This is a genomic window from Curtobacterium sp. TC1 (assembly GCF_019844075.1).
Classification (GTDB): domain Bacteria; phylum Actinomycetota; class Actinomycetes; order Actinomycetales; family Microbacteriaceae; genus Curtobacterium.
In genome coordinates this window covers 3,856,922-3,878,926 of sequence record NZ_CP081964.1, presented here as the reverse complement: position 1 = coordinate 3,878,926, position 22,005 = coordinate 3,856,922, and the positions used below count along the sequence as shown (strand labels likewise).

General features: G+C 72.0%; 23 protein-coding genes and 1 pseudogene. 12 read left to right on the top strand and 12 right to left on the bottom strand.

What is annotated here, in order from left to right:
• Positions 1–36: 36 nt before the first annotated feature.
• From KZI27_RS20500 to KZI27_RS19615, 7 genes and pseudogenes are all read right to left on the bottom strand, one after another.
• Positions 37–432 (bottom strand): hydroxyisourate hydrolase, encoded by a 396-nt coding sequence (locus KZI27_RS20500; RefSeq protein WP_261784253.1) that lies wholly within the window; start codon positions 430–432, stop codon positions 37–39.
• A pseudogene (gene uraD / locus KZI27_RS20495) lies at positions 433–891 on the bottom strand (2-oxo-4-hydroxy-4-carboxy-5-ureidoimidazoline decarboxylase); the annotation flags it as partial.
• Positions 892–1,061: 170 nt separating this feature from the next.
• The gene (locus KZI27_RS19635) at positions 1,062–1,544 is read right to left on the bottom strand and encodes an FBP domain-containing protein (protein ID WP_222658907.1); all 483 of its coding nucleotides are present in this window, start codon (positions 1,542–1,544) and stop codon (positions 1,062–1,064) included.
• Positions 1,545–1,725: 181 nt separating this feature from the next.
• Positions 1,726–2,496: a class I SAM-dependent methyltransferase gene (locus KZI27_RS19630; RefSeq protein WP_222658906.1), complete on the bottom strand. Its 771-nt coding sequence runs from the start codon at positions 2,494–2,496 to the stop codon at positions 1,726–1,728.
• Between the two features lie 40 nt (positions 2,497–2,536).
• On the bottom strand, positions 2,537–3,448 hold the full coding sequence (locus KZI27_RS19625; protein WP_222658905.1) for a helix-turn-helix transcriptional regulator: 912 nt from the start codon (positions 3,446–3,448) through the stop codon (positions 2,537–2,539).
• Between the two features lie 115 nt (positions 3,449–3,563).
• Positions 3,564–4,823, bottom strand: a complete 1,260-nt coding sequence (locus KZI27_RS19620; RefSeq protein WP_222658904.1) for a hemolysin family protein — start codon at positions 4,821–4,823, stop codon at positions 3,564–3,566.
• A gap of 129 nt (positions 4,824–4,952) precedes the next feature.
• Positions 4,953–5,987 carry a M23 family metallopeptidase gene (locus KZI27_RS19615; protein ID WP_222658903.1) on the bottom strand — a complete coding sequence of 345 codons (1,035 nt, stop codon included), beginning with the start codon at positions 5,985–5,987 and terminating at the stop codon, positions 4,953–4,955.
• A 161-nt stretch (positions 5,988–6,148) separates the two neighbouring features.
• Between KZI27_RS19615 and KZI27_RS19610 the strand changes: the two genes are divergently transcribed.
• A complete protein-coding gene (locus KZI27_RS19610) occupies positions 6,149–6,643 on the top strand; it encodes a hypothetical protein (protein WP_123311502.1) in 495 nt (164 codons plus the stop codon).
• Positions 6,644–6,658: 15 nt separating this feature from the next.
• Here KZI27_RS19610 and KZI27_RS19605 read toward each other — a convergent pair whose 3' ends face one another.
• Both KZI27_RS19605 and KZI27_RS19600 read right to left on the bottom strand, forming a co-directional pair.
• Positions 6,659–8,350: a cation:proton antiporter gene (locus KZI27_RS19605; RefSeq protein ID WP_222658902.1), complete on the bottom strand. Its 1,692-nt coding sequence runs from the start codon at positions 8,348–8,350 to the stop codon at positions 6,659–6,661.
• Positions 8,351–8,377: 27 nt separating this feature from the next.
• Entirely contained in the window at positions 8,378–8,743 is a 366-nt protein-coding gene (locus KZI27_RS19600; protein WP_222658901.1) for a hypothetical protein, read from the bottom strand.
• 193 nt (positions 8,744–8,936) lie between these two features.
• Here KZI27_RS19600 and KZI27_RS19595 point away from each other — a divergent pair, with 193 nt between their 5' ends.
• Positions 8,937–11,147: an NADP-dependent isocitrate dehydrogenase gene (locus KZI27_RS19595; protein ID WP_222658900.1), complete on the top strand. Its 2,211-nt coding sequence runs from the start codon at positions 8,937–8,939 to the stop codon at positions 11,145–11,147.
• 342 nt (positions 11,148–11,489) lie between these two features.
• On the opposite strand, the gene KZI27_RS19590 is transcribed toward KZI27_RS19595, so the two are convergent.
• The gene (locus KZI27_RS19590) at positions 11,490–11,942 is read right to left on the bottom strand and encodes a DUF3817 domain-containing protein (RefSeq protein ID WP_222658899.1); all 453 of its coding nucleotides are present in this window, start codon (positions 11,940–11,942) and stop codon (positions 11,490–11,492) included.
• A 50-nt stretch (positions 11,943–11,992) separates the two neighbouring features.
• Here KZI27_RS19590 and KZI27_RS19585 point away from each other — a divergent pair, with 50 nt between their 5' ends.
• Positions 11,993–12,748 carry a ThuA domain-containing protein gene (locus KZI27_RS19585; RefSeq protein ID WP_261783994.1) on the top strand — a complete coding sequence of 252 codons (756 nt, stop codon included), beginning with the start codon at positions 11,993–11,995 and terminating at the stop codon, positions 12,746–12,748.
• Positions 12,749–12,765: 17 nt separating this feature from the next.
• A complete protein-coding gene (locus KZI27_RS19580; protein WP_222658898.1) occupies positions 12,766–13,923 on the top strand; it encodes a PP2C family protein-serine/threonine phosphatase in 1,158 nt (385 codons plus the stop codon).
• A gap of 22 nt (positions 13,924–13,945) precedes the next feature.
• On the opposite strand, the gene KZI27_RS19575 is transcribed toward KZI27_RS19580, so the two are convergent.
• On the bottom strand, positions 13,946–14,389 hold the full coding sequence (locus KZI27_RS19575) for a hypothetical protein (protein ID WP_222658897.1): 444 nt from the start codon (positions 14,387–14,389) through the stop codon (positions 13,946–13,948).
• A gap of 74 nt (positions 14,390–14,463) precedes the next feature.
• On the opposite strand from KZI27_RS19575, the gene KZI27_RS19570 reads away from it, so the two are divergent.
• The 8 genes from KZI27_RS19570 to KZI27_RS19535 all read left to right on the top strand — a co-directional run bounded on the left by KZI27_RS19570 (position 14,464) and on the right by KZI27_RS19535 (position 21,366).
• Positions 14,464–15,114 carry a ScbR family autoregulator-binding transcription factor gene (locus tag KZI27_RS19570; RefSeq protein ID WP_222658896.1) on the top strand — a complete coding sequence of 217 codons (651 nt, stop codon included), beginning with the start codon at positions 14,464–14,466 and terminating at the stop codon, positions 15,112–15,114.
• A 117-nt stretch (positions 15,115–15,231) separates the two neighbouring features.
• Positions 15,232–16,110 (top strand): aminoglycoside phosphotransferase family protein, encoded by an 879-nt coding sequence (locus tag KZI27_RS19565; protein ID WP_222658895.1) that lies wholly within the window; start codon positions 15,232–15,234, stop codon positions 16,108–16,110.
• A 58-nt stretch (positions 16,111–16,168) separates the two neighbouring features.
• A complete protein-coding gene (locus KZI27_RS19560) occupies positions 16,169–16,780 on the top strand; it encodes a hypothetical protein (protein WP_123311519.1) in 612 nt (203 codons plus the stop codon).
• Positions 16,777–17,481 carry a DinB family protein gene (locus KZI27_RS19555; protein WP_222658894.1) on the top strand — a complete coding sequence of 235 codons (705 nt, stop codon included), beginning with the start codon at positions 16,777–16,779 and terminating at the stop codon, positions 17,479–17,481. Before KZI27_RS19560 ends, KZI27_RS19555 begins: the two co-directional genes overlap by 4 nt.
• Before the next feature lie 208 nt (positions 17,482–17,689).
• Positions 17,690–18,337, top strand: coding sequence for an ABC transporter permease (locus tag KZI27_RS19550; protein WP_123311523.1), 648 nt, complete (start codon positions 17,690–17,692; stop codon positions 18,335–18,337).
• Complete coding sequence (locus KZI27_RS19545) at positions 18,324–19,601, top strand: ABC transporter ATP-binding protein (RefSeq protein ID WP_222658893.1); 1,278 nt, start codon at positions 18,324–18,326, stop codon at positions 19,599–19,601. The genes KZI27_RS19550 and KZI27_RS19545 overlap by 14 nt, the downstream gene beginning before the upstream one ends.
• The gene (locus KZI27_RS19540) at positions 19,598–20,359 is read left to right on the top strand and encodes an ABC transporter permease (protein WP_222658892.1); all 762 of its coding nucleotides are present in this window, start codon (positions 19,598–19,600) and stop codon (positions 20,357–20,359) included. The genes KZI27_RS19545 and KZI27_RS19540 overlap by 4 nt, the downstream gene beginning before the upstream one ends.
• Positions 20,356–21,366, top strand: coding sequence for a glycine betaine ABC transporter substrate-binding protein (locus tag KZI27_RS19535; protein WP_222658891.1), 1,011 nt, complete (start codon positions 20,356–20,358; stop codon positions 21,364–21,366). Before KZI27_RS19540 ends, KZI27_RS19535 begins: the two co-directional genes overlap by 4 nt.
• On the opposite strand, the gene KZI27_RS19530 is transcribed toward KZI27_RS19535, so the two are convergent.
• Positions 21,353–21,982 carry a TetR/AcrR family transcriptional regulator gene (locus tag KZI27_RS19530; RefSeq protein ID WP_222658890.1) on the bottom strand — a complete coding sequence of 210 codons (630 nt, stop codon included), beginning with the start codon at positions 21,980–21,982 and terminating at the stop codon, positions 21,353–21,355. The two genes, KZI27_RS19535 and KZI27_RS19530, sit on opposite strands and share 14 nt — an antisense overlap.
• Positions 21,983–22,005 lie beyond the last annotated feature (23 nt).

Below are 22,005 nucleotides of genomic sequence, written 5' to 3'. Positions count from 1 at the left end.
GACGAGCAGTGCGAGGAAGTCCCAGGCGCGGTGCGGTCAACTCCCTCGGTAGGTGCTGTAGGCGAAGGGGCTCAGCAGCAGCGGGACGTGCAGGTGCTCGGTGCCCGTGACGCGGAAGGCCACGGTCACGAACGGGTGGAAGGTCGGGGTCCCGGCATTGGCGAAGTAGGCACCGGTGTCGAACCGCAGGACGTGGTCGGTGCGCGCGAGCACGTCGGGGCCGAGCGCGGCGCGACCGTCGGCGTCCGTCGTGCCGGTCGCGACGACGGCACCGTCGACGGTCGCGGCGCGACCGTCGGCGTCCGTCGTGCCGGTCGCGACGACGGCACCGTCGACGGTGCTGAGCGTCAGGCCGACGCCGACCGCCGGGGTGCCGCTGGTGGCATCGAGCACGTGGGTGGTCAGGTGCGGGACGGCGAAGGTCGCACGGATGCGGTGCAGGGCGATGTCGGCGAGGGCAGCCGCGGCTTCCTGCGTCTCGACCGCCGGGTCGCCCGCGAGGCGCCGGTCGAGCTCGGCCAACAGCTCCTCGGGGGTCCGGCCGGCGGCCCGCACCAGGAACACCCGACCGAAGCGCTGCTCGTACGCGGCGTTGCCGTCGGCGATCCGGCGGGCGACGTCGTCGTGGGCGGTGCGCATCGACGACTGCTCGCGGGCCGACGAGGCATCGGTCGTCCGTTCGCCGATCCGCGGGTGCTGGGCGAGGGCGTGGTCGAGTTCCGGCGCACCCCACGACGCCGCCTCGGTGCGCGCGCGGTCGAGCAGCGCCGGCACCGTGCCGAACGGGCGCGCGGCCACCAGGGCGTCGACCCACGCGGGCACGTCGGCCCATTTCCGGATCACCGCGGCAGCGTCGGGGGCGGTCGCGTCGTCGAGGTCGCCGAGGTCCATGCGCCGAGGCTACGGAACGACCGTTTCACCCGCGTTACCGGGCGGTTTCCCCCGCAACGCGACCCGCGGCCCTGAAACGCTCGCGTCTGCCGGACGGGAGGCCCGTGGCGGCCCCGCCCCGCGCCTCCCGTCCGCCGTCCGTCGCGTTGCGGACGCGAGACGCCGGCGTCTCAGACCTCCGTTGCGAAGAACGCGGCCCGCAGCTGCAGGTCCTCGATGCGCCGCAGGCGCGCGGCCTCGACGTCGTAGCCCTCGTACGCGGGCGGCGGCAGCTTCCGGACGTTCCGCGAGCACTGGAAGTCCTGGCAGACCAGCGTGCCGACGGTGTTGCCGTTGCGGCCGGCCGGCCCGGACCGCTTCGCGCTGTAGAACGCGACGTCGTTCGGCAGCTTGACGTCCTGGCACCACGAGCACTGGGCGCGCGAGCGCGACGAGGCCTCGGCCTGCCGGAACAGGATGCCGATCAGTTCGCCGTCCAGGGTCGGCACGACGGCGTACGCACGCCGACCGATCTTCGGGTCGCGCCAGCCCAGGAAGTCGAGGGCGTCCCAGTCGATCGCCTCGAAGTCGGCGGGCAGCGTGATGTCGGTCGTCTCCTTGCGGGAGGCGTTGACGAAGGACGTGCGGAGGGTCTTCTCCGTGATGGGGAGCATGGTGCATCGCTTTCGAGCGGGCCCGGGGCGTGCGGACGCACACCGCACCGGGCGGAGGAGGTCAGGGTTCGACGAGGGCGGCCGTGCCTGCGGGCACGACCGGGGGCCTCACGCCCTGATGCCGGCGAAACGGGCGCCGACCACCTCCTGGAAGCTCACGCGACCAGCCTACGTCGACGTGTCAAGCGGCGGGGACGGCCGTCACCAGGACGAGGGCGCCCTCGTAGGTCGGCCGGATCCGCAGCGCCCCGTGCCGCCGGTCCCACTCGCCGGAGTCGAGCGCGGCCACCGAACGCCGTGCGGTGAGCTCGTCGACGAAGCTCCACGCCGAGTTCGCCTTCCGGGCGCCCGGGTCGAGCAGGCGCTCCGGCCGGGCGTAGTACGCCTCGGAGAAGCCGTCGACGCACGTGAACGGGATCGGCAGCGGGGTGTTCGTGACGGTGTCGTCGCCCAGTGCGGCGGCGATGCGGTCGAGCGCGGGGTAGCGCCGGGCCTCGGTCGCCATCACCTCTGGTGCGTACTCGGCGAGCCAGAAGTCCTCGACGCGGGCCGGGTCGCACGTCAGGATCACGATCGGACCCCGGGTCACCCGGCGCAGCTCGGCCAGCCCGCGCTCGAGGTCGCCCCACTGGTGCACCGAGAACGTCGTCATCGCAGCGTCGAACGTGTCGTCGTCGAAGGGCAGGTCCTCGGCGGTGGCGTCGATCGCCGTCGACAGGGTGTCCGGTCGTTGGGCGCGCATCGATGCCGAGGGTTCCACCGCAGTGACCTGCCGGTCGGTCGGCTCGTAGGACCCGGCACCGGCACCCACGTTGAGGACGGTGCGGGCGTCGCCGAGGGCCTTCGCGATCGCCCGGGCGAACGTCGGCTCGGGGCGCCGGTACTGCCGGTAGTCCTGGCCGATGCGGGCGTAGTCGGCGTCCCCCGCTGATCCGTCCGTCGTCCTGGTCACGTCCCCAGCCTACGAACCGTGCACCGGGCCGACCAGCGGTTCAGTCGACCGACTCGGACTCGGACTCCGCCGCGCGCAGGGCCGCGTACTGCTCGGCCCGCTCCGTCGCCGCCCAGGTGCCGAGCAGCGCCAGCGACCGTTCGGTCTCGCTGCCCGGCTCGGCCGAGTACGTGAACAGTGTCAGGCCGGGGTCGGCGACCAGGTCGAGCGCCTCGTACGCCAGCCGGAGTTCCCCGACGATCGGGTGGTCGATGCGCTTCCCGCCGGCACGCTGCAGTCGGACGTCGTGCGCGGCCCACCAGCCGCGGAACTCCTCGCTGCGCGTGGAGAGCTCCCCGACGAGGGTGATGAGTCCGGGCTCGCACGGGTTCGACACCGCGGCCGCACGGAGCACGGCGACGGCGTCCTTCGCGGTCTGCGCCCAATCCGGGAAGAAGTCTCGGGCCGCCGGGTCGAGGAACGTGAAGCGGGCGGTGTTCACGGGGCGCCCGGGGCCAGCGAACATCGGCGAGTACAGCGCGCGACCGAGTTCGTTCGTCGCGACCACGTCACCACGCTCGTTGCGTACCCACGCCGGCGCCCCGGTGATCGCGTCGAGCAGGCGCTGCACGCCGGGGCGGACCCGGGTGGGCACGTTCCGGTGCATCGTCTTGACGCCGGAGTTCGCCAGTCGGGTCAGGTCCCACAGGTGGACGCGCTCGTCCTCGTCGAGCTGCAGTGCGCTCGCGAGGCCCTCGAGCACGCTGTCCGAGACGCCCTTCAGCGATCCGCGCTCGAGTCGTGTGTAGTAGTCGACGCTGACGCCGGCGAGCATGGCGACCTCGTGGCGCCGGAGCCCCGGGACGCGGCGGACGCCGCCGCCGAAGGACGGCATGCCGACCTGCTCCGGCGTGAGGCGCGCCCGTCGGGAGGACAGGAAGTCGCGGATCTCGTTGCGCACGTCGATACCCATGGGGAGAGCGTACGTGGCGGCGCTGTCCGTCCGGCAGGCACTGGCGGTACCCGCCGGGCGGACGGGAGGCCCGTGGCGGCGCCGCCACGGGCCTCCCGAGCACCAGCGGTCGCGTCTACCGGCCGACGTCGGCCGTGATCCGCACCCGCGCCACCCGGTGACCGTCCATGGCGGTCACCTCGAGGCGGTGGCCGCCGGCGGCGACGACGTCGCCGACCTCGGGCACGCGGTCCAGGTGGACCTGCACGAGCCCCCCGACGGTCTCGTAGTCGCCGTCGGGCAGCGCCGGGCCGCCGTCCGCGACGAGGTCCTCGAGCACCGTCGACCCGTCCACGCCGTCGTGCTCGGCCGTCGGTTCGTCGTACTCGTCGCGGATGCGTCCGACGAGGTCCTCGAGCAGCGCCTCGAGCGTGACCATGCCCGCGCTGCCGCCGTACTCGTCCACGACCAGGGCGATCTGGTGCCCGTCGGTCCGCATGTCCGCGATGGCGCCCGACAGCGACTTCGTCTCCGGCAGCGCCAACACGGGGCGGACCAGGGTCGACACCGGTGCGGACGGGTCGCTCGGCCGGAGCAGGTCGCGGAGGTGCACGAAGCCGTCGACCTCGTCGCGCCCGCCGGAGGTCACGAGGTACCGGGTGTGCCCGACCTCGATCGCGTGGTCGGTGGCCTCGGCGATGGTCAGTGCGGCGTCGATCGTCGACACGTCGTACCAGGGGCGCATCGACTCGCGGAGGATCCGGTCACCGGCGTCCAGCGCGCTCCGGGCGATCCGGCGGCCCTGCTCGTCGACACCGGTGTGCTCGTCGACGAGTCCGCGGAGCTCTTCGGTGCTCATCGACTCACTGCGGGCGTTCGGGTCGCCGCCGAGTGCACGGACGACCAGGTTCGTCGAGGCGGACAGCACCCAGATCACCGGGCGCATCAGGGTCGCGAAGCGGTCGAGGGTCGGCGCGACGAGCATCGAGAAGCCCTCGGCGCGCTGCAGGGCGAGTCGCTTCGGCACGAGTTCACCGAACACGAGCGACAGGTAGGCGATGACGAGGGTCATCAGCACGAGGGCGACCGTCTCGGCGGCGCCCTGACCGAGACCGAGGCCGGTGAACAGGGGCGCGACGTCGGGTGCGATCGACGAGGCACCGTACGCAGCCGAGAAGAACCCGGCGACGGTCACGCCGATCTGCACGGCCGCGAGGAACCGGTTCGGGTCGCGTCCGAGCTCGGCGACGCGAAGGCCACGGGAGCCCCGGCGTTCGAGTTGCTGCAACTGCGACTCACGGAGCGAGACGAGTGCGATCTCGGCAGCGGCGAAGACCCCGCCGACGAGCACGAAGAGGATGACGAGCCCGAAGGCGATCCAGGTGTCGGCGCCCATCAGCGGGCAGCTTCCTCGGATCGACGACGGGCGGGCGGTCTGTGGTGATCGTCCATGCCTGTGAGTCTGCACAGGGCTGCTGGGATGTCACCCCACCAGCGCTCGACGTCTGCTGTGCGTGCCTCGGCGCTACGTGGTGAGCGAGCGGCCGATGCGGGCTTCGAGCCACGCCTCGGGGTCGATCGGGGTCACGCCGTCCATCAAGACCTCGAGGTGCAGGTGCGCGCCCGTCGAGACGCCCGAGGAGCCCACGAGGCCGATGAACTGGCCCGCCTCGACCTGGTCGCCGACCTTGAGCGGCGACGACCCCGGGATCATGTGCCCGTACAGCGTCGACACCTGGCGGCCGTCGATCTCGTGGTCGATGATCACGGCGTTGCCGTACGAGAAGTACGTGCCCGAGATCCGGACGGTGCCGGCGGCGACGGCGCCGATGGGCGTTCCCATGCCGGGCGTGAAGTCGAGGCCCTGGTGCAGCGAGGAGCACGCGCCGCACGGTGCCGCGCGGTAGCCGAAGCCCGAGCTCATCTGCACCGGGCCGGGGAACGGGGATCGGACGGCTCCGCCGTAGGACACGGCTTCGCCTGCGATCCCGCTCGCGTCCGCCGTGCCGCCCGCCGTGACGACCGTGCGTGTCGTGCCGCCGCCGACGGTGAACCCGTCGCGGTCGAGCCCGGTCGCGGTGACCGCCTGGGTGACCGCGTAGTCCTGGGTGCGCACGATCGGCGCGATGGTCGAGGTCGCCATCGAGGTACCGGCGCTGGCGTGGGCGGGCATCGCCGAGGCGGCGAACATCGCGATCGCCGCAGCCGCGCTGGTCAGGGTGATCCGCCCGGCTCGACCGGACCGGGAGGCCCGTGGGGCCTTCGTGACGCTCGTCACGGTGGCAGCGGGGCGGCGGACCACGCGCGTGATGCGGGTGTCGACGTGTTCGGTCGTCGCGCGGGCTGCGGTGGCGCGGCGGCCGACGGGCTTCGCGACCGTTGCTGCTTCGATGACCTTCGCTGCCTTTGCGGGCCTCGCGACCTTGGCGGACTTCTCCGGCTTGTCCGCTCGGCGCTGGGGCTTCCGGGCTGCGGCGCGCTCGGCCTCGAGGGCAGCGCGACGGGACAGGTGCACCACCGGGGTCTCCGGGTGCTGGTCGAGTTCGGGTGCAGTCGTCATGGCCGCCCACCATTCTGCACGACTCTGTCGCTTTGTACAGGCCTCACCGTGATCTTTTCGTTACCGCAGGGCTGGGAGGCACCTGATCACCGCGGGCCCCGACGTCCCCCGACCGTCCGACATCGGTAGCGTCGTGGGAAAGCGACGGAAGGACCCGCACCATGGCCCGATCGCCGCGAGAGCGGCCCGCGCAGGTCGACCTCGGCACCGCCGACGTCGTGCTCGCCGGCACCCAGGAACTCCTGCCCGTGCTCCGCGCCGCCGCGGTGCGCGCGGGCATCGACGCTGCCCGCATGCGGGTCATCGGGGTCGACGACCTGCCGGACCCGGAGGAGACCTGGGACGCCGAACTCGCGGTCATCGCGATCCGCCGCCCCGGTGACGACCCCGCGTTCCACCGCGCACAAGAGGCCGCCGAACTCATCGACCCCCTGCTCGTGCCGCACGCCGTCCGGATCGTCGTGACGGTCTCGGGTCTGACGCGGCTGGCGCCAAAGGTCGAGCGCACCCTGACCTCCGAGGTGCTGCACCAGATCGACGCGGCATCGGCACCGTCGGGGTTCGAGCGGCCGTTCCGCAGCATGCGGATGCGGCTCGGGCTCGCAGCACTCCGGGCCGCCGGCGTGCGGGTGTTCCGCGTCTCGATCGGCACCTGACCGGCGTGACAGCCGTCAGCGGGCAGGCGCCCCGCGGAGCTCGAGGGCGATCTGCTCGGCGTCGAGGTTCTGCAGCATCGACTCGAGCACCTCGGCGTCGAACGTGCCGTCGTCGCGGGCATCGAGGATCGCCGCGCGCTGCGCCTCGAGCACCGCGAGCCGTCGGGCCTTCTCGCGGCCCATCCACGCCCGCAGCTCGGCCGGGTCGGCGGCCCGGAGCTCCTCGTTCGTCGCCGGCGGCTGCTCACGCGTCCCCGGGACCTGTTCGGCAGCACCGCGCATGAGGTCGAGCAGTCGCCGGCGTTCCTCGGTGTCCTTCGCAGCGGTGTCCGGTGCCGGTGCCGCGATCCGCCGGAGCAGCGGGCCGATCGTGCCGCCCTGGACCACGAGCGACAACAGGGCGACCGTGAACGCGATGAAGACCAGGAGCGATCGCTGCGGCGTGCCCTCGGGCAGGGTCTGCGCAGCGGCGACGGTCACCGCTCCACGCATGCCCGCCCAGACCACGGCGGTGCCCTCCCGCCAGCCCAGCGGTGCCTTCGTGTAGTACGCGATGTCCGCCAGGGTGCGGCGGACGCGCGTCGTGAACCGGTCGAGCTCTCGTTCCGAGGGTGCGCGGTTGCCGGGCCGGTGCTCGCGGATCACCTCGCTCATCGCGTCGCGGTCGCCGGCGTGCATCTCGGCGAAGCGCTCCTGCATCCGCTCGCCGCGCTTGGCGCTCGCCGACAGCGCCAGCAGCAGCGGCACGACGTACGCCGCACGGACGAGCACGGTGAGCACGAGGGCGCCGACGGCGATCAGCAGCGCCGGAGCGATGCCCGCGTGCTCCCGCTGGACGTCGCCGAGGATCGACGCGAGTTCGAGCCCCATCGTCAGGAACACCGCGCCCTCGAGCACGAGCTCGATGGTCTGCCAGTTCTGCGCGTCCGACAGTCGGTGGCCCGGCGGGAGTTTGCGCGGCCCGACGATGCCGGTGAACAGACCCGCGACGACCGCGGCCACGAGCCCGGATCCGCCGAAGTGCTCGGTCGGCAGGGCAGCGACGAACGGCACCGCGAAGGACAGTGCCGTGTTCACCGCGGCACTCGGCACCCGGGCGCGGACGAAGACGTTCAACCAGCCGACGAACCAGCCGATGGCCACGGCGATGGCGACGGCCTTCGCGAAGTCGCCGAGCGCGCCCCAGAACGAGAACGATGCACCCGCGGTGAAGATCGCCGTGCGCAGGAGCACGAGCGCGGTCGCGTCGTTGAGCAGCGATTCGCCGTCGAGGATCGAGATCGCCCGGCGCGACACCGAGGTCTGCTTGACGATCGAGGTGGCGACGGCGTCGGTGGGACTGACGATCGCCCCGAGGGCGATCCCCCACCAGAACCCGAGGTCCGGCACCACCCAGGCGAAGAACAGGCCGAGCACCAGGCTCGACGCGATGACGAGCAGCACCGACAGGCCGCTGATGGCGCCGAACTCGCGCCGGAAGTTCATCGACGGCATCGACACCGCTGACGAGTACAACAGCGGTGGTAGGACCCCCGCCAGGATCCACTCCGGTTCGATGTCGGCGTCCGGGACGAACGGCAGCAGGCTCGCGACGATCCCGACGACGACGAGCACGAGCGGCGCCGCGACCCCGATGCGGGGCCCGAGCACGGCAGCACCCGCGATGGCGATGACGGCGATGACGCCGACCACGAGGAGTTCGGTCACCGGTCCAGCGTGGCACCGTCCGCGCGATCAGGTCCCGTCGGGCTCACCGCTGTGGAGAACACTCGCCTGGACCGAGGGGTGTGGAGGGGCGGCGTGGGCGATGACCGCGACGCTGCCGACGGCGAGCACGAGGGCCAGCGCTCCGGCGGTGCAGGCGGTCCCGAACCTGCGGAGTCGCCCGCGCCCGCTCCGGTCGCGCGGGGCGAACCGTGCCGGCCCGCGGCGGGGCTCCGGGCCGACGAGCCACGGACCGGACCCGTCGACGTCGTACGAGAAGGGCCCACTGCCGTCCGGGGCGTACCGGTACGGGCCACTGCCGTCCGAGGCGTAGGCGGAGCGCAGGTCCTCCGCGGTCCACCCGAAATCCTCCGGCGTCTGACGTGTCGTCGACATGGTCACCCTCCTGCGGCTCGGGAACTGCGGAAGACCAGTCCACCGGGCATTCCTATGTGTCGCCAGTGCGCCTCCAGGACGTCTGCCGAGCACCTGCCGAACGCAGGTCGCACCATGTATCTTGATGTCGAGACATCCTGCGCCACGAGTACCGTGGACGTACCGACGGTCGAACAAGGGAGTACCCGCCAGCATGGCCAAGATCATCTACACCCTCACGGACGAGGCGCCGTTCCTCGCCACCCACTCCTTCCTCCCGGTCATCCAGGCCTTCGCCGGCACCGCTGGTGTCGACGTCGAGACGCGCGACATCTCGCTCGCCGGCCGGATCATCGCCCAGTTCCCCGAGCGGCTCACCGACGAGCAGCGCGTGGACGACGCCCTGGCCGAGCTCGGCGAGCTCGCGAAGACCCCCGAGGCGAACATCATCAAGCTGCCGAACATCTCGGCGTCGATCCCGCAGCTCAAGGTCGCGATCAAGGAACTGCAGTCGCAGGGCTACGACCTGCCGGACTACCCCGACGAGCCGAAGACGGACGAGGAGCGCGACGCCCGCGCCCGCTACGGCCGCGTCCAGGGCAGCGCCGTCAACCCCGTGCTGCGCGAGGGCAACTCCGACCGCCGCGCGCCCCTGTCCGTCAAGAACTACGCCCGGAAGCACCCGCACCGCATGGGTGCGTGGAGCAGCGACTCGAAGACGAACGTCGTCACCATGGGCGTCGACGACTTCCGGTCGAACGAGAAGTCCTGGATCGCCCCCGCCGACGACGTCCTGACGATCACGTTCGTCGCCGAGGGCGGCGAGACCCAGGTCCTCAAGCAGTCGATCCCCGTCGTGCAGGGCGAGGTCGTCGACGGCACCGTGCTGCACGTCGCCGCGCTGGAGACCTTCCTGCAGGAGCAGATCCAGCGCGCCGCGGCCGAGGACGTCCTGTTCTCCGTCCACCTCAAGGCCACGATGATGAAGGTCTCCGACCCGATCATCTTCGGCCACGTCATCAAGGCGTTCTTCCCGTCGGTGTTCGAACGCTTCGGGGCCGACCTGGCCGCCGCCGGACTCACCCCGAACGACGGCCTCGGCTCGATCCTCGCGGGGCTCGACGTGCTGCCGAACGGCGCGGAGATCAAGCAGGCCTTCACCGACGGCATCGCCGCGGGCCCCGAGCTCGCGATGGTCGACTCGGACAAGGGCATCACGAACCTGCACGTCCCGAGCGACGTCATCGTGGACGCCTCGATGCCCGCGATGATCCGCACCTCCGGCCACATGTGGGGCCCGGACGGCGACGAGCACGACACCCTCGCCGTGATCCCGGACTCGAGCTACGCCGGCATCTACCAGACCGTGATCGACGACTGCCGCGTCAACGGTGCGTTCGACCCGGCGACGATGGGCTCCGTCCCGAACGTCGGCCTGATGGCGCTGAAGGCCGAGGAGTACGGCTCGCACGACAAGACCTTCGAGGTCCCCGGTGCCGGCGTCGTCCGCGTGACGAACGCCGCCGGCGACGTCGTCATCGAGCACGACGTGGAGCCCGGCGACATCTGGCGCGCCTGCCAGACCAAGGACGTCGCCATCCGCGACTGGGTCAAGCTCGCCGTCACCCGTGCCCGCGCGTCGGAGACCCCGGCCGTGTTCTGGCTCGACGAGACCCGTGCGCACGACGCGAACCTGATCGGTCTGGTCCGCGGGTACCTGGGCGAGCTCGACACCGAGGGCCTGCAGATCGAGATCCTGTCGCCGGAGGACGCCATGCGCTTCTCGCTCGAGCGCATCCGCCGCGGCGAGGACACCATCTCCGTCACGGGCAACGTCCTGCGCGACTACCTGACCGACCTGTTCCCGATCATGGAGCTCGGCACCTCGGCGAAGATGCTCTCCGTCGTCCCGCTGCTCGGTGGTGGCGGACTGTTCGAGACCGGCGCCGGCGGTTCCGCGCCGAAGCACGTCCAGCAGCTCGTGCAGCAGAACTACCTGCGCTGGGACAGCCTCGGCGAGTTCCTCGCGCTGGCGGTCAGCCTCGAGCACCTCGCCGGTGTGACGGGCAACGAGCGGGCGAAGATCCTCGGTGAGACGCTCGACCGTGCCACCGGGACCTTCCTCGAGCAGGACAAGTCCCCGGGCCGCAAGCTCGGCTCGATCGACAACCGCGGCAGCCACTTCTACCTGGCCAAGTACTGGGCGGAGGAGCTCGCGGCGCAGACGCAGGACACCGAGCTCGCGGCGGCGTTCGCCGACATCGCCGGGAAGCTCGACGCCCAGGAGCAGCAGATCGTCGACGAGCTGAACGGCGTGCAGGGCCACCCGGCCGACATCGGCGGCTACTACCGCCCCGACGACGCCAAGACGAGCGCGGTCATGCGCCCGTCCGCCACGTTGAACGCGACGCTCGCCGCGCTCTAGGAGCACCACCTGACGGACGGGAGGCCCGGTGCCAGCTGGCACCGGGCCTCCCGTCCGTCGTCACGCGCGCCGGCCCCCGCTCGTCGCCCCCGTCACCCGCCCGTCACCCGCCCCCGAGGTTCCGAAATCTCGGCATGTCGCGTCGCGCACGGCTCGTTTCCGGAACCTCGGCGAACCTGAGCGGCGTGTTGTGGAACCTCGCGGCGGCGCGACCTCGGGACGGCGCGACCTCGCGGCGGCGCGACCTCGGGACGGCGCGACCTCGGGACGGCGCGACCTCGGGACGGCGCGACCTCGCGGCGGCGCGACCTCGCGACGGCACGAACTCACCGCCCGCGCCCGTCAGGAGCGCGGCACGGGCGGACCCGCGGCGAGCAGCACCACGAACACCAGGGCGACCGCCACCACCCCGATGCCGACCGCGACCACCGGACGACGCACCACGAAGAACAGCAGGCGGTCCCAGAAGCCCGAGTGCGCGTCCGGCGAGCGGCGCCACGAGCCCTCGAGCATGCCGCGCCGGGCCACCGCGACCTCGAACGGCACCGTGGCGTACGGCACGACGGCACTCGCCCAGCCGAGCAGGAGCGCGCCGACGGACCAGCGCTGGTTGACCGCGACGACGGTCGTCACCACCAGGTAGGCCAGGAACACGAAGCCGTGCACCCCGCCGCCGATCCGGACGCCCCAGTCGCCGGCGTCCAGGCCGTACTTGAGCACCATCCCGGCGATGAGCATGGTCCAGGTCACGAGTTCGGCGACCGCGGCGGCGCGGAACAGGGAGCGGGGAGTCATGCCCACATCGTCGCGGACCGCCCCTGGAGAAGACCCGCTAGCGTGGAGCCATGTCAGTGCCGACCGAATCCCGTCCCCTGAACATCGTCGTCTGGAACGAGAACGTGCACGAGACCCGCGGTGACGCGACGGTCATCGGGCACTACCCGGACGGCATGCACACCGTGATCGCCGCAGCGCTCCGCGAGCACCACCCCGACGCCACCGTGAGCACCGCCACGCTGCAGGAGCCCGACCACGGCATCACTGCCGAGCGCCTGGCCACGACCGACGTCCTGTTCTGGTGGGGCCACGCCGCCCACGAGGAGGTCAGCGACGCCGTCGTCGACCTGGTCGTCGACGCCGTTCACGCCGGCATGGGCCTGGTGGTACTGCACTCCGGGCACTACTCGAAGCCGTTCAAGCGCCTGATGGGCACCACCTGCTCGCTGAAGTGGCGGAACGACGGCGAACGCGAGCTCGTCTGGACGATCGCGCCGGAGCACCCGATCGCCGCCGGGGTCCCGCACCCGATCGTGATCGACCGGCAGGAGATGTACGGCGAGTTCTTCGACATCCCGCGCCCCGACGAGGAGGTCTTCCTGTCGACGTTCGCGGGCGGCGAGGTGTTCCGGTCCGGCGTCGCCTACCGCCGCGGTCTGGGGAAGGTCTTCTACTTCTCCCCCGGCGACCAGGAGTACCCCGTCTACCACCACTCGGACATCCAGCAGGTGTTGTCGAACGCGGCGTCGTGGGCGGCCCCGGTGTCCGAGCGGCGCACGCTCAGTGCCGACCCCCACCCGCGGGACTGGTTCCTGACGGACTGAGCGGGTAGACAGGGCGTGTGACCAACCATCTCGACGGTGCGGACCGACGCACCGCGGTGATCGAGGCGCTCGAGGTCTTGGGGGCAGGCCCCGAGGAGCGTTTCGACCGCATCACCCGCATGACCCACGAGGCGTTCGGCGTGCCGCTGACCTTCCTCAACCTCGTCCACAGTGACGTCGTCACGACGCAGTCGACGTTCGGCTGGCACCAGGGTTCGAGCGTGCCCGCGAGCGAGCAGTTCTGCGCCACGACGGTGCTCAGTCCGGAGCCGATGGTGATCCCCGACGCCTCGCTCGACGACCGGTACGCGCACACCGCGGCGGTGGCGGAGCACGGGATCCGCTTCTACGCGGGGGCGCCGTTGACGATGCTCGACGGCACCCGGGTCGGCACGCTGTGCATCATGGACGCGACCCCGCGCGAGATGTCGGCCGCGGACCTCGACCTGCTCCGCGACCTCGCGCGCTGGGCCGAGCGCGAGCTCGGTCAGGCGATCGACCGTGGTCGGATCAGCCGTGTGCGCGAGAGCCTGGTCCCCGAACGCGTCGAGGTCCCCGGCCACGACCTGGACACGCTCGCGCTGCGTCGTCAGCAGGGCGGCGGGGACGTCGCCGACTGGCGACTCGCCGCCGACGGTGCGCTGCACGTCACCGTGGGCAGCGTCGCGGCGGCCGGCCGCGCGTCCGGCCTGCTCGCCTCGGCCGTCCGTGGTGCCGTGGTCGCGCGGACCGAGACCGCCATGCCGGACGCGATCGGCGGTCTGGAGGCCCAGATCACCGCCGACCTGTCCGCTGCGGACGCCGTCGGCTCGCTCTTCCACCTGCGGCTCGACCCGACGTCGGGGCACGTCGACTTCGGGGACGCGGGCCACGGCCTCGCGGTGCTCATCCGCGCCGACGGCAGCAGCCGTGCGTTGCACTCGCTCGACCTGCCGCTCGGCCTGCAGCCGGAGTCCGTGCCGAGGTCCCCCGCCACGCTCGACCTGGCGGCGGGCGATCGGCTGGCGGTGTGCACCGAGGGTGTCCTGGCGCTCGAGGGCATCCGGCACCTCGATGACCTGGCCGACCTGGTGCGGTCCGAGCCGGCCGGTGCCGCGGCCGTCGAGCGGATCCGCGCGCTCGTGCAGGCGGACAACCGCCGGGACGTCACCGTCGTGCTGCTGGGCCGTCACTGAACGGCGTCCTGCCGCACCGCGGTCAGGAACGGAAGCGGTCCTGCCGTGATCGCGGTGCCCCGGTGAGCGCGACGACGAGCAGCGTGGCCAGCAGCCCGAAGCCGGCGAGCTCGATGCCGAGACCGGCCAGCTGCCAGTAGGCGCTGCCGACCACCTGCGGCTGCGTGATCGACTCGGGCCACCACGCGTCGATGAGCGGGAACGAACCGGGGAACGGGTCGAGGCCGAACACCACGAGCCCGCCGAGCAGCAGCACGACGCCGAGCAGGGCCATCGCCCCGCGGGAGCGCCCGAGCATGTGCACCACGAGCGCGGCCGCCATGCCCGCCAGGCCGACGACGGCGATCAGGAACGCGACCACGACCACGGTCTGCGGCGCGAGGGCCACCCAGTCGAGCACCGCGATCGGCAGCAGCAGCCACCGTCCGGTCCGCGCCCACCGCGCGGGGTTCCGCCATCCGTCCATGGCCGCCAACCGTAGGGCACCCGCCCGGACGCGGGCCGTGCGTGCCCCGGGAGCGGGACTACGATCGGGAGGTGATGGCGCAGGACGGACGCACCCGGCAGCAGCGCGCGCTCGAGACCCGCGCGGCGATCATCGGGGCCGCGGCCGCCGAGTTCGACGACCGCGGGTACCTCGGTGCGTCGATGGACGGCGTCGCCGAGCGGATCGGTCTGACCAAGGGTGCGCTCTACTTCCACTTCGCCTCGAAGGCCGACCTGGCCGGCGCCGTGATCGTCCAGCAGCACGAGGTCTCCCGGCGGTACGGCGAGGCCGCGATCGCCCGGAGCAGGACACCGCTCGAGGCCCTCATGTGGATGTCGCAGGGACTGGCGACCCAGATGGTGACCGAGGTCGTCGTGAGCGCCGGCATCCGTCTGTCGACCGAGGTCGCGACGCGCGACGTCCCCCGTCAGGACCCGTACACCGACTGGATGGCGGTGATCGCGCAGACCGTCCGCCAGGCGATCGACGCCGGCGAGGTCGACGCCCGGTGGGACCCGGACCTGGTGGGTCGCGTGGTCATCCCCGCCTACACGGGCGTGCAGACGGTGTCGGACGTGCTCGCCGACCGCACCGACCTGTACGAGCGCCTGCGGGAGCTCTGGACGGTGCTGCTCGCCGCGCTGGTCACGGAACGTCTGCGACCCGAGGTCCCCCGACTCGTCGCGATCATCGCCCCGGAGTGACGCGGGTCCCCCCAGGGAAACACCCACGTCACCGTCCTCCCGAGGATACCCAGCGGTCGGTTTCCGCACCCGCCCCCGTTCGCGGGCATGTGTCCGGCGGCCCACTAGCCTGGATCGGTGCCCACCCCACCGGCAGAGGTCGACGTCGACGTCCCGCTCGTCCGGGCGCTGCTCCACGACCAGCACCCCGACCTGGCGGACCTGCCGCTCGTGGTGGTCGCCAACGGCTGGGACAACGTCATCGTGCGGCTCGGCGACGAGTACGCCGTGCGCCTGCCGCGGCGGGAGCTCGCGGCACGCCTGGTCGAGCACGAGCAGCGGTGGCTGCCGGAGATCGCCGTCCGCGTCGCACCGATCGCGCCTGTGCCCGCCCCCGTGCGCGTGGGCCGTCCTGCGCTCGGGTACCCCTGGTCGTGGAGCGTCGTCCCGTGGCTCCCCGGTGCGCCCGTCGGTGAGCGTGCCGCCGGGGTACGGGTCGCCGAGGCGCTCGGGGAGTTCGTGCGACGGCTGCACGTGCCGGCTCCGGCCGAGGCGCCGGCGAACCCGTTCCGTGCGGTACCGCTGGCGACGCGCAGCGACGCCGTCCTGGCGCGACTCGCCACGCAGGACGTGCCCCGGGCCGTGGAGCTGGCAGCGGCCTGGCGGACCGCGGCGGCGCTGCCGACGCACACCGGGCCTCCCGTCTGGGTGCACGGCGACCTGCACCCCTTCAACGTGCTCGTCGACCGCGCGCCGGACGGCGACGAACGCCTGTCGGCGGTCGTCGACTTCGGCGACGTGACCTCGGGGGACCCCGCCGTCGACCTCGCCACCGCCTGGCTGACGCTCGACCGGGAGGCCCGCCACGCGTTCCGGGCGCTGGTCGCCGCCCCGGACACCACCTGGGGACGCGCCCGCGGGTGGGCGATCGCGCTCGCCTCCGCGCTCGCGACGTCCGACGAACGCGCCTTCCGGAGCGTCGCCCGGCGCAGCATCGACGCGGTGCTGGACGGCTGAGACCCCGCGGGGCTATCGTGACCGCACCAACCGTGCACAGCCGATCGGAGGGGCCCTCATGACCCTCGAGTTCCGCGTCCAGCACGACGTCGCCACCGACGCCTCTCCCGCTCCCACCCGATCCGACCGAACCGGCCTGCGCGGGTTCCTCGACCGCCTCGCCGAGCGCCGCGCCGCCGCGCGTGTCCGACGGGTCGAGGCCCGGCTGCAGGAACTCGGCGAGCTCGAGCACCTGCTGTCCGAGGCGCGCGGCGTCGTCGAACGCGGCTGGATCCAGCACGCCTGGTTCGCGTACCTCGACGAGCACGGCCGGACGCGGAACGCCACGAGCGCCGCCGCGATGGACGTGCAGGGTCGGCCGCTCGTCGCCGCCTGCCTGGTCGGCGCCGTCGTCTCGGCCGCCGGCGGACCGCACGCCGTGCACTCGCCGCGGGTCCAGCACTCGCTCGACCTCGTCTGGCACGCGCTCGCCGTGGACGAGGGTGCGCCGGTGCTGTGGTGCCCAGCGCCCGACGTCCGGATGGGCCGCGTGCGTGACCTGACGAGCTGGAACGACGCCCCCGCGCGGACCTCGGCCGAGGTGGCCGGGCTGCTGCTCACCGCGGAGCGCGTGGCCGTGCAGGAATCGGCACGCCTGCAGGACGTCGTGGTGGCTCGATCGAGGGCATGAGCAGCACCGACGCCGTCCCCGAGGTCCACCCCGCGACGACCACCGGTCTCGCGTCCAGCGGGAACGCGGCCCTGTCGGACGAGGGAGCATCGTCGGACACCGATCCCCTGGCCTCGGCCGCCGGGGTGAAGCGGACGCTGCACCGGTACCTCCAGAAGCACCGCGCCGCGCTCCTCGGCAAGCTCGACGGCCTGGCCGAACGGCAGGCCCGCTGGCCGGTGACCCCGACCGGTACGAACGTGCTCGGACTCGTGAAGCACGTCGCGGGGGTGCAGGCCGGCTACTTCGGCGAGGTGTTCGGCCGACCGCTGCCGGACGCGCCCGCCTGGCTCGACTCGGAGGACGGCGACGACATGTACGCGTCCCTCGACGAGACCCTGGACGACGTCGTGGCCTTCCACCACCGCAGTGCCGCGCACGCCGACGCGACCATCGAGGCACTCGACCTGGACGCCCGCGGCACCGTCCCGTGGTGGCCGGAGGAGCACCGCGAGGTCACGCTCCACCGGATCTTGGTGCACATGGCGTACGAGACCGCCCGGCACGCGGGGCACGCGGACATCGTGCGCGAGATGCTCGACGGACTGGCGGGCGACGGGGACGGCAACCTGGCCGACAAGAGCCCGGAAGAGTGGGTCCTCTGGCGCGAGCAGCTCGTCGACATCGCCGAGCGCTCCGGACTGCGGGGCCTGACCACGTAGCCGATGGCCCCTCACGATCGTTACCGTTCTCTCAGGCTCGACGGTCGAACCGCCCGTTGAACAGGGGTTCTCGTCCGGCCACCTGCACAGGAAACGATCGCTTCCACTGCGCTTCGTCGTGCGACCGGTCCGTGCCCTGCGTAGCTTTGGCGCAGCTTGTGCCCCGACCCGTGGGCAGTTCGGCCGACCGGAAGGGGAGCGCCCACCCGTGTTCCAGTACGTCGTGGAGCGATGGAGCCAGATCTGGTTCTCGTCGTGGCAGCACTTCTCGCTGGTGGTCCAGTGCACGGTGCTCGCCACGGTCATCGCCGTGGTGCTCGCCACACTCGTCTACCGCAGCCCCCGGCTGACCTCCGTCGCGAACGGGGTGTCCGCCATCGGCCTCACCCTGCCGTCCTTCGCGGTCATCGGCCTGCTCATCGTCCCGCTCGGCTTCGGCGTGCTGCCGTCCGTCGTGACGGTCGTCTTCTTCGCCGCCCTGCCGATCCTGCGCAACGCGGTCGTCGGCCTCGCCGAGATCCCGCCCAGCGTCGTCGAGTCGGCGCGGGGCATCGGCATGAGCCGGTTCCGGACCCTCGTGCAGGTCGAACTGCCGATGGCCTGGCCGATCATCCTGAGCGGCGTCCGCGTGTCCGCACAGATGGTGATGGGCATCGCGGCCATCGCCGCGTACGCCCTCGGTCCGGGGCTCGGCGGCTTCATCTTCTCCGGACTCTCGCGCCTCGGCGGCGCGAACGCCCTGTACTCCGTGGTCGTCGGGGTGATCGGCGTCGTCCTGCTCGCCCTCGTCCTCGACCTGCTCCTCATCGGCCTCGGCCGCCTGACCATCTCGAGAGGTATCCGTGTCCAGCACTGACTCCGCCACCACCACCGCGCCCGACGGGGACGTCACCGGCCGCAGCATCCTGCTCGACGAGGTCACCAAGCGGTACCCCGGACAGTCGAAGCCCGCCGTCGACGGCATCACGCTCGAGATCCCCGCCGGCAAGATCGTCATGCTCGTCGGCCCGTCCGGCTGCGGCAAGACGACCACGCTCAAGATGATCAACCGGCTGATCGAGCCCACCGAGGGCCGCATCGTCGTCGGGGACGACGACGTGACCGGCATCGACGCCGACGAGCTCCGCCGCCGGATGGGCTACGTCATCCAGGCCGGCGGCCTCTTCCCGCACATGACCGTCGCCGCGAACATCGCGATCGTGCCGAGGATGCTCGGCTGGTCGAAGGAGAAGATCGCGGCGCGCGTCGACGAGCTGCTCGACCTCGTCTCGCTCGACCCCGACACCTACCGCGACCGCTACCCCCGCGAACTCTCCGGCGGCCAGCAGCAGCGCGTCGGCGTCGCCCGGGCGCTCGCCGCCGACCCGCCCGTCCTGCTGATGGACGAGCCGTTCGGTGCGGTGGACCCGATCACCCGGCAGCGGCTGCAGGACGAGCTCCTGCGGATCCAGGAAGAGCTGCACAAGACGATCGTCATCGTCAGCCACGACTTCGACGAGGCCGTGAAGCTCGGCGACTGGATCGTCATCTTCACCGAGGGCGCGCACATCGTGCAGTACGACACCCCGGAGCGGATCCTGGCCGAGCCGGCGAACGAGTTCGTCGAGAACTTCATCGGCTCGGGTGCCGGGCTGAAGCAGCTCACCCTGAACCGGGTCCGCGACGTCGAGGTCGTCTCCGCGGTGACCTGCTCCCCCGGCGAAGAGGCGAAGGCCGTCCTGCAGCGCATGCAGGAGGCCGGGGGCCACGGGCACGCCGTCGTGGTCGACCGTCGGCAGCGGCCGATCGGCTGGCCGTCGCGCCGGCAGCTCGAGCGCCTGGACCGGATCCCGGACGGCGTCGACCCGGAACTGCCGATCGTGGGCGAGGCCTCGACGCTCAACGACGCGCTCGACACCATGCTCGTCTCCAGCGCGGGCGCCGCACTCGTCACCGGACGGGGCGAGGCGTTCCGCGGTGTCATCACGGTCGAGGTCGTCATGGAGGCCATCACCCGGTCGCGTGCGGCCGCCGCTGACGACCGCGCGTACACGCCGGTCGGCACGAACACCAACCAGATCGAGACGCTGCCGTCCTCGCCGGCGGCGCCCGTGATCGCGCCCTCCGGGGAAGACCTGTGAGTGCTGTCGCCGCCGGGCCCGCCACCGGCGCCAGCACGTCCTGGAAGGGCCTGCTGTTCCAGCCGATCGCGATCCTCGTCGTGCTCGCCGGGTTCGCGATCTGGCTCGCCACGGCGGACCTGACCCCGACCGAGCGCACGACGCTCAACCCGTCGGACATCCTGGCGCTCACCGGGCAGCACCTGGTGCTCACGCTGCAGTCGACGGTGCTGGTGCTCGTCATCGGCATCCCGCTCGGCATCGTCCTCACGCGCGGACCGCTCCGTCGGGCGAGCCCGTACGTGCTCGCCGTCGCGAACTTCGGGCAGGCGGCCCCCGCGGTCGGCCTGATCGTGCTCCTCGGGGCGTGGCTCGGCCTGAACTCGTGGTCCGCCGTGGTCGCGCTCGTGCTCTACGCGATCCTGCCGGTGCTCCGGAACACCATGATCGGTGTGCAGAGCGTCGACGCCCGACTGGTCGAGGCCGGCCGTGGCATGGGCATGAGCGCGTTCAGCGTGCTGATGCGCGTCGAACTGCCGCTCGCGGTGCCCGTGATGCTCTCGGGCATCCGGACCGCCCTCGTGCTGCTCGTCGGCACGGCGAGCCTGGCGACCTTCATCGGCGCGGGAGGCCTCGGTCTGCTCATCACCACCGGGGTGAGCCTGTTCCTGCCGAAGGTGCTGGTGTCCGGCGCGCTGCTGGTCGCCCTCCTCGCCCTCTCCATCGACTGGCTCGGCCGCTTGGTCGAGACCGTCGCACGACCGAAGGGACTCCGATGAACCGCCGTACCCGCCGCCTCCGCCGCGGGGCCGCCGTCGCCCTCGCCGGCACCACCGCGCTCGTCCTGGCCGGCTGTGGCCTGCAGCCCGCGACGTCCTTCGTCCCCGAGGCCGGTCCCGGCACCATCGAGCGCATCGACGACCTGCCGGACGACGCCCACATCACCGTGACGTCGAAGAACTTCACCGAGCAGCTCGTCCTCGGCAAGGTCGCCGTGCTCGCGGCGAAGGCCGCCGGGTTCGACGTCACTGACGAGACGAACGTGCCGGGAAGCGTCCCCGCCCGGCAGCTCATGACCACGCACGACGCGGACATGACGTACGAGTACACCGGCACCGCGTGGCTGACCTACATGGGCCACGCCGAGGGGATCCCGGACAAGACCGAGCAGTGGGAAGCGGTCAAGCAGGAGGACGCCCGCAACGGGCTGACCTGGCTCGAGCCGGCGCCGATGAACAACACCTACGCGTTCGCGGTCCGGGACGAGGCGGTCAAGGAGCTCGGGGACGTCACGACGCTCTCCGACATCGCGAGGCTGCCCGTCGACCAACGCACCTTCTGCGTGGAGTCGGAGTTCAACTCGCGTGCCGACGGGTTCAAGCCGATGCTGAAGAAGTACGGGTTGGAGCTCGGCGGTTCGGGTGAGAACGGGATCCCCAGTGACAACGTCAGCATCCTCGACACCGGCACGGTCTACACGGCCACCGACCGCGGCAAGTGCAACTTCGGTGAGGTCTTCACGACCGACGGCCGCATCAAGTCCCTCGGTCTGACGGTGCTCGAGGACGACAAGGGCTTCTTCCCGGCGTACAACGTCGCCCCGGTCCTCGACTCGAAGACGCTCAAGGAGTACCCGCAGCTCGCCGACGTCTACGACCAGATCTCGCCGAAGCTCACCGACGCCGTGCTGCAGGAGCTGAACCGTCAGGTCGACGTCGAGGGGCGCGAGCCCGCCGACGTCGCGTTCGACTGGATGGTCGAGGAGGGCTTCATCACGAAGCCGTGATGCGGGCCGCGGCGTCGCGGATCGACGCGACCACCGCGGCACGCACCTGCTCCGGGTCGGAGCCCTCGTGCCGGGCGGCGCTGCGCAGTCCCGTCATGCACATGCCGAGCAGCATCTCGGCCGCCTGCGGTGTCGCGGCGTCCGGCCCCCAGGCGGGGTCGCGTTCGAGGATCGTGCGCACCGCGCCGGTCATCGCCTCGGCGACCGTGGTCATCCGCGCGACCTGGCGGCGCATCAGCTGCGGGAACCGCACGATGACCTCCTTGCGCTCGAGTCGCTCGTGCTCGTCGCCGAACGACGAGCCGAACACCAGGAACGCCAGGTCGACCACGGCCTGCGCCGCCGGCTCCCCCGCGACGGCGGCCAGGTGTGCGTCGAGGGTGGCAGGGTCGAGGTCGAGCTCGGTGTGCCCGAGGACCGCGTCCTCCTTGCTCTCGAAGTAGTTGAAGAACGTCCGCGGTGACACCTCGGCGCGGGCGGCGATCTGCTCGATCGTGGTGCGGTCGATGTCCTGCTCGAGGGCCAACGATCGAGCCGCCTCCGCGATGCGGTTGCGGGTCTCGATGCGCTTGCGGTCGCGCAGACCCATCTCGGTGGCGGGCGCGGTGTCGGACATGGCCCGACTGTAACCGGAACGTC

Excerpts from the sequence above, each read along its gene's own strand:
- KZI27_RS19625 (WP_222658905.1), bottom strand. The coding sequence starts at position 3,448 with ATGGGTATCGACGTGCGCAACGAGATCCGCGACTTCCTGTCCTCCCGA.
- KZI27_RS19600 (WP_222658901.1), bottom strand. The coding sequence starts at position 8,743 with ATGTCGACGACACGTCAGACGCCGGAGGATTTCGGGTGGACCGCGGAG.
- KZI27_RS19570 (WP_222658896.1), top strand. The coding sequence starts at position 14,464 with ATGGCGCAGGACGGACGCACCCGGCAGCAGCGCGCGCTCGAGACCCGC.
- KZI27_RS19575 (WP_222658897.1), bottom strand. The coding sequence starts at position 14,389 with ATGGACGGATGGCGGAACCCCGCGCGGTGGGCGCGGACCGGACGGTGG.
- KZI27_RS19530 (WP_222658890.1), bottom strand. The coding sequence starts at position 21,982 with ATGTCCGACACCGCGCCCGCCACCGAGATGGGTCTGCGCGACCGCAAG.
- KZI27_RS19560 (WP_123311519.1), top strand. The coding sequence starts at position 16,169 with ATGACCCTCGAGTTCCGCGTCCAGCACGACGTCGCCACCGACGCCTCT.
- KZI27_RS19535 (WP_222658891.1), top strand. The coding sequence starts at position 20,356 with ATGAACCGCCGTACCCGCCGCCTCCGCCGCGGGGCCGCCGTCGCCCTC.
- KZI27_RS19635 (WP_222658907.1), bottom strand. The coding sequence starts at position 1,544 with ATGCTCCCCATCACGGAGAAGACCCTCCGCACGTCCTTCGTCAACGCC.
- KZI27_RS19555 (WP_222658894.1), top strand. The coding sequence starts at position 16,777 with ATGAGCAGCACCGACGCCGTCCCCGAGGTCCACCCCGCGACGACCACC.
- KZI27_RS19590 (WP_222658899.1), bottom strand. The coding sequence starts at position 11,942 with ATGACTCCCCGCTCCCTGTTCCGCGCCGCCGCGGTCGCCGAACTCGTG.
- KZI27_RS19595 (WP_222658900.1), top strand. The coding sequence starts at position 8,937 with ATGGCCAAGATCATCTACACCCTCACGGACGAGGCGCCGTTCCTCGCC.
- KZI27_RS19615 (WP_222658903.1), bottom strand. The coding sequence starts at position 5,987 with ATGACGACTGCACCCGAACTCGACCAGCACCCGGAGACCCCGGTGGTG.
- KZI27_RS19610 (WP_123311502.1), top strand. The coding sequence starts at position 6,149 with ATGGCCCGATCGCCGCGAGAGCGGCCCGCGCAGGTCGACCTCGGCACC.
- KZI27_RS19585 (WP_261783994.1), top strand. The coding sequence starts at position 11,993 with ATGTCAGTGCCGACCGAATCCCGTCCCCTGAACATCGTCGTCTGGAAC.
- KZI27_RS19620 (WP_222658904.1), bottom strand. The coding sequence starts at position 4,823 with ATGGGCGCCGACACCTGGATCGCCTTCGGGCTCGTCATCCTCTTCGTG.